This window comes from Citrobacter sp. Cpo091 (assembly GCF_030332645.1).
In the GTDB taxonomy this organism is placed as follows: Bacteria; Pseudomonadota; Gammaproteobacteria; order Enterobacterales; family Enterobacteriaceae; genus Citrobacter; species Citrobacter portucalensis.
Map to the genome: position 1 here is coordinate 258,769 of NZ_JAOWHL010000041.1, position 7,180 is coordinate 265,948.

The 7,180-nt window shown below is 49.5% G+C and carries 7 protein-coding genes; 6 read left to right on the forward strand and 1 reads right to left on the reverse strand.

Features of this window, described 5'->3' with window-relative positions:
* The first annotated feature begins 180 nt into the window (after positions 1-180).
* The 3 genes from mtlA (at position 181) to mtlR (ending at position 4,063) form a co-directional block, all read left to right on the forward strand.
* Entirely contained in the window at positions 181-2,097 is a 1,917-nt protein-coding gene (mtlA, locus tag OGY04_RS23060; RefSeq protein ID WP_003827337.1) for a PTS mannitol transporter subunit IICBA, read from the forward strand.
* A 230-nt stretch (positions 2,098-2,327) separates the two neighbouring features.
* Positions 2,328-3,476 carry a mannitol-1-phosphate 5-dehydrogenase gene (mtlD, locus tag OGY04_RS23065; protein ID WP_286586072.1) on the forward strand — a complete coding sequence of 383 codons (1,149 nt, stop codon included), beginning with the start codon at positions 2,328-2,330 and terminating at the stop codon, positions 3,474-3,476.
* Positions 3,476-4,063: a mannitol operon repressor MtlR gene (gene mtlR, locus OGY04_RS23070; protein ID WP_003024179.1), complete on the forward strand. Its 588-nt coding sequence runs from the start codon at positions 3,476-3,478 to the stop codon at positions 4,061-4,063. Before mtlD ends, mtlR begins: the two co-directional genes overlap by 1 nt.
* 12 nt (positions 4,064-4,075) lie before the next feature.
* On the opposite strand, the gene OGY04_RS23075 is transcribed toward mtlR, so the two are convergent.
* On the reverse strand, positions 4,076-4,282 hold the full coding sequence (locus OGY04_RS23075) for a hypothetical protein (protein WP_032945348.1): 207 nt from the start codon (positions 4,280-4,282) through the stop codon (positions 4,076-4,078).
* Positions 4,283-4,574: 292 nt separating this feature from the next.
* Between OGY04_RS23075 and OGY04_RS23080 the strand changes: the two genes are divergently transcribed.
* The 3 genes from OGY04_RS23080 to OGY04_RS23090 form a co-directional block, all read left to right on the forward strand.
* Positions 4,575-4,937: a YibL family ribosome-associated protein gene (locus OGY04_RS23080; RefSeq protein WP_048237001.1), complete on the forward strand. Its 363-nt coding sequence runs from the start codon at positions 4,575-4,577 to the stop codon at positions 4,935-4,937.
* Between the two features lie 487 nt (positions 4,938-5,424).
* Positions 5,425-6,066, forward strand: coding sequence for a SadB/YajI family lipoprotein (locus tag OGY04_RS23085; protein WP_111464512.1), 642 nt, complete (start codon positions 5,425-5,427; stop codon positions 6,064-6,066).
* A 43-nt stretch (positions 6,067-6,109) separates the two neighbouring features.
* A partial coding sequence (locus tag OGY04_RS23090) for an ESPR-type extended signal peptide-containing protein (protein WP_286586073.1) occupies positions 6,110-7,180 on the forward strand: 1,071 nt, incomplete at its 3' end.

Below are 7,180 nucleotides of genomic sequence, written 5' to 3' on the forward strand. Positions count from 1 at the left end.
TAACGCCATACACCCTATATTTACGTGACGAATGTCACATAAAAGGCCGTCGACTGGACAGTTGAACGATTCAGTGCCAGATTTCGCAGTATCTACAGGGTCCGGCTACCTCCTGCCGCTACATTAACAAACCTCGGGCTTTCAGCCTGCGTGATAGCAAACATAAGAAGGGGTGTTTTTATGTCATCCGATATTAAGATCAAGGTGCAAAGCTTTGGTCGATTCCTCAGCAACATGGTGATGCCAAATATCGGCGCGTTTATCGCGTGGGGTATTATCACCGCATTATTCATTCCGACAGGGTGGTTGCCGAACGAAACGCTGGCGAAGCTGGTCGGCCCGATGATCACCTATCTGCTGCCGCTACTGATCGGTTATACCGGTGGTAAACTGGTTGGCGGCGAGCGTGGCGGCGTAGTTGGTGCAATCACCACCATGGGCGTTATCGTCGGTGCGGACATGCCAATGTTCCTCGGCGCGATGATTGCAGGTCCACTGGGCGGCTGGGCGATCAAACACTTCGACAACTGGGTAGACGGTAAGATCAAATCCGGTTTTGAGATGCTGGTGAATAACTTCTCCGCTGGCATCATCGGTATGATCCTCGCCATTCTGGCATTCCTCGGCATTGGCCCATTGGTTGAAGCACTGTCCAAAATTCTGGCGGCAGGCGTTAACTTCATGGTTGTCCATGACATGCTGCCACTGGCATCGATTTTCGTTGAACCGGCGAAAATCCTGTTCCTCAACAACGCCATTAACCACGGTATTTTCTCACCGCTGGGTATTCAGCAGTCCCATGAGATGGGTAAATCCATCTTCTTCCTGATTGAAGCTAACCCAGGTCCGGGTATGGGCGTCCTGCTGGCGTACATGTTCTTCGGTCGCGGCAGCGCTAAGCAGTCTGCAGGCGGCGCGGCTATCATCCACTTCCTGGGTGGTATCCACGAAATTTACTTCCCGTACGTGCTGATGAACCCGCGCCTGATCCTGGCCGTTATTCTCGGCGGTATGACTGGCGTATTTACCCTGACTATCCTGAACGGCGGTCTGGTTTCTCCGGCGTCTCCGGGTTCTATCCTGGCCGTGCTGGCAATGACACCTAAGGGAGCTTACTTCGCTAACATCGCTGCTATCTGTGCGGCTATGGCAGTCTCCTTTGTGGTCTCAGCCATTCTGCTGAAAACCAGCAAAGTGAAAGAAGATGATGACATTGATGCCGCAACCCGTCGTATGCACGACATGAAAGCGGAATCCAAAGGCGCATCCCCGCTGGCGGCTGGCGACGTCACCAACGACCTGAGCCATGTGCGTAAAATCATCGTTGCCTGCGATGCCGGTATGGGTTCCAGCGCTATGGGTGCGGGCGTACTGCGTAAGAAAGTACAGGATGCAGGGCTGTCTCAGATTTCCGTCACTAACAGCGCGATTAATAATCTGCCGCCGGATGTGGATCTGGTCATTACCCACCGTGACCTGACCGAACGCGCGATGCGCCAGGTGCCTCAGGCACAGCACATTTCGCTGACCAACTTCCTCGACAGCGGTCTGTACTCCAACCTGACCGAACGTCTGGTCGCTGCGCAGCGCCACAACGTGAACGAGGAGAAAGTTCGCGACCACCTGAAAGACAGCTTTGAAGAGGGTGATACCCACCTGTTCAAACTGGGTGCGGAGAACATCTTCCTTGGCCGTAAAGCGGCTAACAAAGAAGAAGCGATTCGCTTTGCTGGTGAGCAACTGGTGAAAGGTGGTTACGTTGAGCCAGAATACGTCGAGGCGATGCTGGACCGCGAAAAACTGACCCCGACTTACCTGGGTGAGTCCATCGCAGTACCGCACGGTACGGTTGAAGCCAAAGACCGCGTGCTGAAAACCGGTGTGGTGTTCTGCCAGTACCCGGAAGGCGTTCGCTTCGGTGAAGAAGAAGACGATATTGCCCGTCTGGTTATTGGTATCGCAGCGCGTAACAACGAGCACATCCAGGTGATTACCAGCCTGACCAACGCTCTGGATGATGAATCCGTAATCGAACGTCTGGCCCATACCACCAGCGTGGATGAAGTTCTGGAACTGCTGGCAGGTAAAAAAGCTTAACAGTTAAGTATCCCCAAAATAGTTCGAGCTGCAGGAAGGCGGCAACGCAGTGAATCCCCAGGAGCGTACATAAGTACGTGACTGGGGTGAGCGAGGAGAGCCAACGCATCTGCAGTTCGAAATATGAAGGCGATATCCTCTCCCTTGTGGAGAGGGTTAGGTTGAGGGGAAATCAATGCAGTCCCTCACCCCAGCCCTCTTGGGTAAAAACATTAATGAAGGTTAATACTATGAAAGCATTACATTTTGGCGCAGGTAATATCGGTCGTGGCTTTATCGGCAAACTGCTGGCGGACGCGGGGATACAGCTGACGTTCGCGGATGTAAATCAGGTCGTGCTCGATGCCCTGAATGCCCGTCATAGCTATCAGGTTCATGTCGTGGGTGAAAATGAGCAGGTTGATACCGTCTCCGGCGTCAACGCTGTAAGCAGCATCGGCGATGATGTTGTTGAACTGATTGCCCACGTAGATTTAGTCACTACCGCCGTCGGTCCGGTTGTACTTGAGCGTATCGCTCCAGCCATCGCCAAAGGACTGGTTAAACGCAAGGCGCAGGGCATCGCTACTCCACTAAATATCATCGCTTGTGAAAACATGGTGCGCGGAACGACCCAGTTGAAAGGCCATGTAATGAACGCGTTAGCAGATGAAGATAAAGCCTGGGTTGAAGAACATGTTGGCTTTGTCGATTCTGCCGTGGACCGCATTGTTCCGCCTTCGGCTTCAGCAACCAACGATCCGCTGGAAGTTACCGTCGAAACCTTCAGTGAGTGGATTGTCGACAAAACACAGTTCAAAGGTGAACTGCCAAATATCCCAGGAATGGAATTAACTGATAACCTGATGGCATTTGTCGAACGTAAACTCTTCACGCTGAACACCGGGCATGCTATAACCGCGTACCTCGGAAAATTGACCGGTCATCAGACCATCCGTGACGCGATTCTCGACGAGAAAATCCGCGCAGTGGTAAAAGGTGCGATGGAAGAGAGCGGCGCGGTACTGATCAAACGCTATGGCTTTGATGCAGCAAAACATGCGGCATACATTCAGAAAATCCTCGGTCGTTTTGAAAACCCGTATCTGAAAGATGACGTTGAGCGCGTAGGTCGTCAGCCGCTGCGTAAGCTGAGCGCAGGCGACCGCCTGATTAAACCGCTGCTGGGTACGCTGGAGTATGGTTTGCCGCATGCGAATCTGGTTACCGGTACTGCGGCAGCGATGCACTATCGCAGCGAAGAAGATCCGCAGGCACAGGAACTGGCCGCGCTGATTGACGAAAAAGGTCCACAGGCCGCGCTGGCGCAAGTTTCCGGGCTGGATGCCAATAGTGATGTCGTGCTTGAGGCTGTTAACGCGTATAACGCAAAGAAATGATGCAGGACCTGGCGCAGGATATCCTGCGCCTGAATAATAGATTGTCAGATATGCAGGCAATAATGGAACAAACGCAGGCCTTTGAAAATCGTGTGCTTGAGCGTCTGAATGCTGGCAAAACCGTACGCAGCTTCCTCATCACCGCCGTAGAACTGCTCACCGAGGCGGTGAATATCCTTGTGCTTCAGGTATTTCGCAAAGACGACTATGCGGTGAAATACGCCGTAGAACCGCTGCTAGACGGCGATGGTCCGTTGGGCGATCTTTCTGTTCGTCTGAAGTTAATCTACGGCCTGGGCGTACTCAGTCGCCCGGAGTACGAAGATGCGGAGCTGCTGATGGCGCTGCGGGAGGAGCTGAATCACGACGGCAATGAATACGCATTCACCGACGACGAAATTCTTGGACCGTTTGGTGAACTTCACTGCGTGACGGCACTCCCGCCGCCACCCCAGTTTGATACCTCAGACTCTGGTTTGCATGCCATGCAGATCCAGCGTTACCAGCAGATGGTACGATCCACCATGGTCCTTTCCCTGACCGAGCTGATTTCTAAAATCAGCTTAAAAAAAGCCTTTCAAAAATAAGACGATGTTTGCTTATTTCTCTTCCTGCTGCGGTCGATACAGCTGCCGATAGTACGCCAGACGTTGCAGATACAGCTGCGCGTTTTCCTGCGGTATTTCTGAAGGGACAACGTTGCGCGGCGGTGTTTTATTCAAATATTCGCGAAAAGCCTGGCTTGAAGCCATAAAATCGACAGTTTTATCAATCAGGATTGAAACGTTCTCACCTATTTTCGCCATAATCTTCCCTCCTCCATGTATTAACCGCGCTCAGCCTGTGCGGTTGATCATTTAAGTTTAGGATCAGTTGGGTGTTTATATTGAGGAAAACGTGCTTCACCACGAACACGCCAATAAAAAGCACCACGGCCGATCTTATCGCTTAAAATTCCTTGTTAATCAATGCAGTAACATTATCATTAGCTAATTAATACTTACGGTATTTGATTATTTATCTTCGAGCAGTTGTGAATAATCCCGCTCTGCGCGCATACTATAGGGCATTCATCCTATTTTTATCAGAAGCTATCCTATGAAAGAAGTCGAAAAAAACGAAATTAAACGCCTGAGCGATCGTCTGGACGCTATTCGCCACCAGCAGGCAGACCTGTCCCTGGTTGAAGCCGCCGACAAATACGCGGAGCTGGAAAAAGAGAAAGAAACTCTGGAAGCCGAGATCGCACGCCTGCGTGAAGTTCACAGCCAGAAGCTGAGCAAAGAAGCGCAAAAGCTGACAAAACTTCCGTTCCGTCGGGCCATCACCAAAAAAGAGCAGGCTGACATGGGCAAACTGAAGAAAAGCGTGCGCGGCCTGATCGTCGTCCACCCGATGACCGAGCTTGGCCGTGAAATGGGCCTGAAAGAGATGACTGGCTTTGCGAAGAACGAGTTCTAAACACTCTCGTATCACAGGCTCTCAAGACACCCGTCGTACAGCGGGTGTCTTGAGAGCATCGGGCTATATTCCGAATTTTTCCCCATAAATATTTACACCGCTTATATACAAGTTCATTTTTAACGGCCCTCCCTGCTTTTCATGAAAATAAATTACTCCACCATGTCTATTTGTATTTATACAATGAATTTTTTCTTCCACTTTTCTCATGACCCGCAGAATATAATTGACCCACAAAATTAAATAACATTATCATCTATAAAACAATGCCCCATACATAAATATTATGATTATATTTTTATAAGGCATTGCCATGGGTAATTAATTAAAATTATCGAGCAATGGCTCAATCCTATAAAAGCAATGAATATGTTCATTATACCATGTATTAACGGGTTATTGACAATACTCGCAGGATGATGAGTTAGCTGTATAAATAATAGGTTAACTATTAATACTACATTAGTAATTAATAAGGATATTTTATATGCACAAAAATGGAAAATTTATCCCCCTGATTGTTTTTGGATTCACATTCTTGTTATCGGGTTGTGATTACTTTGCAGATAAACACCTTGTCGAAGAACTAAAAAAACAGCAAAAAGAACAAGAAGCAAAGATAGACCTTTTAGAAAAACAACAAACTACGCTTATCCAGGCGACCCAAAAGGTCGCCGAAGTCGTTGGCCGTATTGAACGTAAACAACGACTATTCGACTACACAGAACTGGACCCATCACAAACGCACTATTTTATTATTAACAACGGCAATATTGGATTAGCCGGGCGTATTTTATCTATTGAGCCAATAGATGATGGAAGTGTTATTCATCTTGATTTGGTTAACTTACTCAGCGTTCCCGTATCAAACCTGGCGTTTAATATGACATGGGGTACGAAAAAACCTTCCGAGGCAAAAGATCTACCTCGCTGGCGACAACTCCTGCTCAACACGCAAATGGATTCGACAATCGAACTCTTACCGGGAGCATGGACCAATGTCACGCTGACATTAAAAGGCGTATCGCCCAATAATCTTAAGTATCTAAAAATAGGCATTAACATGAAGAATGTTACTTTCGAAAGCACACAACCTATTAACGATACAAAAAAGAAGCCCAAAAAATAATAGCTATTGATACAACTATTTTAGAAAAGGAAAGCACTTATCCATGAACAGAATATTTAAAGTCCTCTGGAATGCCGCTACGGGAACATTTATTGTCACCAGTGAAACCGCAAAAAGCCGCGGCAAAAAAAGCGGCCGCAGAAAGCTGGCGGTTTCCGCACTCATCAGCCTTAGCGGTATTATGATCTCAGCGGATGCGCTGGCCAACGCAGGGAACGATACTGGCAGCGGTGTTACTGTATCCGGTACAACGGGAACAGGGTGGATTGCAATTGGTACCGCTGCCACAGCCAATACTTACACCAACGAAGATGGCGCAAGCGCCGCGATGGGTTATCACGCCTCCGCGATGGGGAAATGGAGTACCGCTATTGGTTCATACAGTGATTCATCCGGTGACTCTTCGCTAGCGCTCGGCGTAAAAGCAAGCTCAACCGGCAACCGTGCCATTGCGATGGGTGCCTCATCTTCAGCCGCGGGAAGTTATTCAATGGCAATGGGGGTCAACGCTAACGCCAGCGGAGAAACCTCGGTTGCGTTGGGCAATAAGGCTACCGCGGGCGGCAATAATAGCGCCGCTCTCGGTAATGGAGCAAAAGCGACAGGCACTAACTCCGTTGCCATTGGCGCAGGCTCTACCGCCCAGGAAGACAATTCCGTTGCTGTGGGTAACAGCACCACGCAGCGGCAGATCACCTACGTTGCTAAAGGCGACATCAATTCCAGCAGTACAGATGCAGTCACAGGTGCGCAAATTTATTCTTTAAGTCAATCCGTTGCCGACCGACTAGGCGGAGGCGCCTCCGTTAACTCTGATGGTACAGTGAATGCTCCCCTCTACGAGGTAGGCACAGGCACCTACAATAACGTAGGCAGTGCGTTAAGCGCACTGAACAACTCTATCACTAACACAGAAGCCTCTGTCGCTGACTTAACCAATGACGCGTTATTGTGGGATGACAGCGCAAGCGCATTCAGCGCTAACCACGCGGGAAGCGCCAGCAAGATCACCAATCTGGCGGCAGGCTCCCTGACCGCGGACAGCACCGATGCCGTTAACGGCTCCCAGTTGTTTGATACAAATGAGAAAGTGGATCAGAACACTGCTGATATC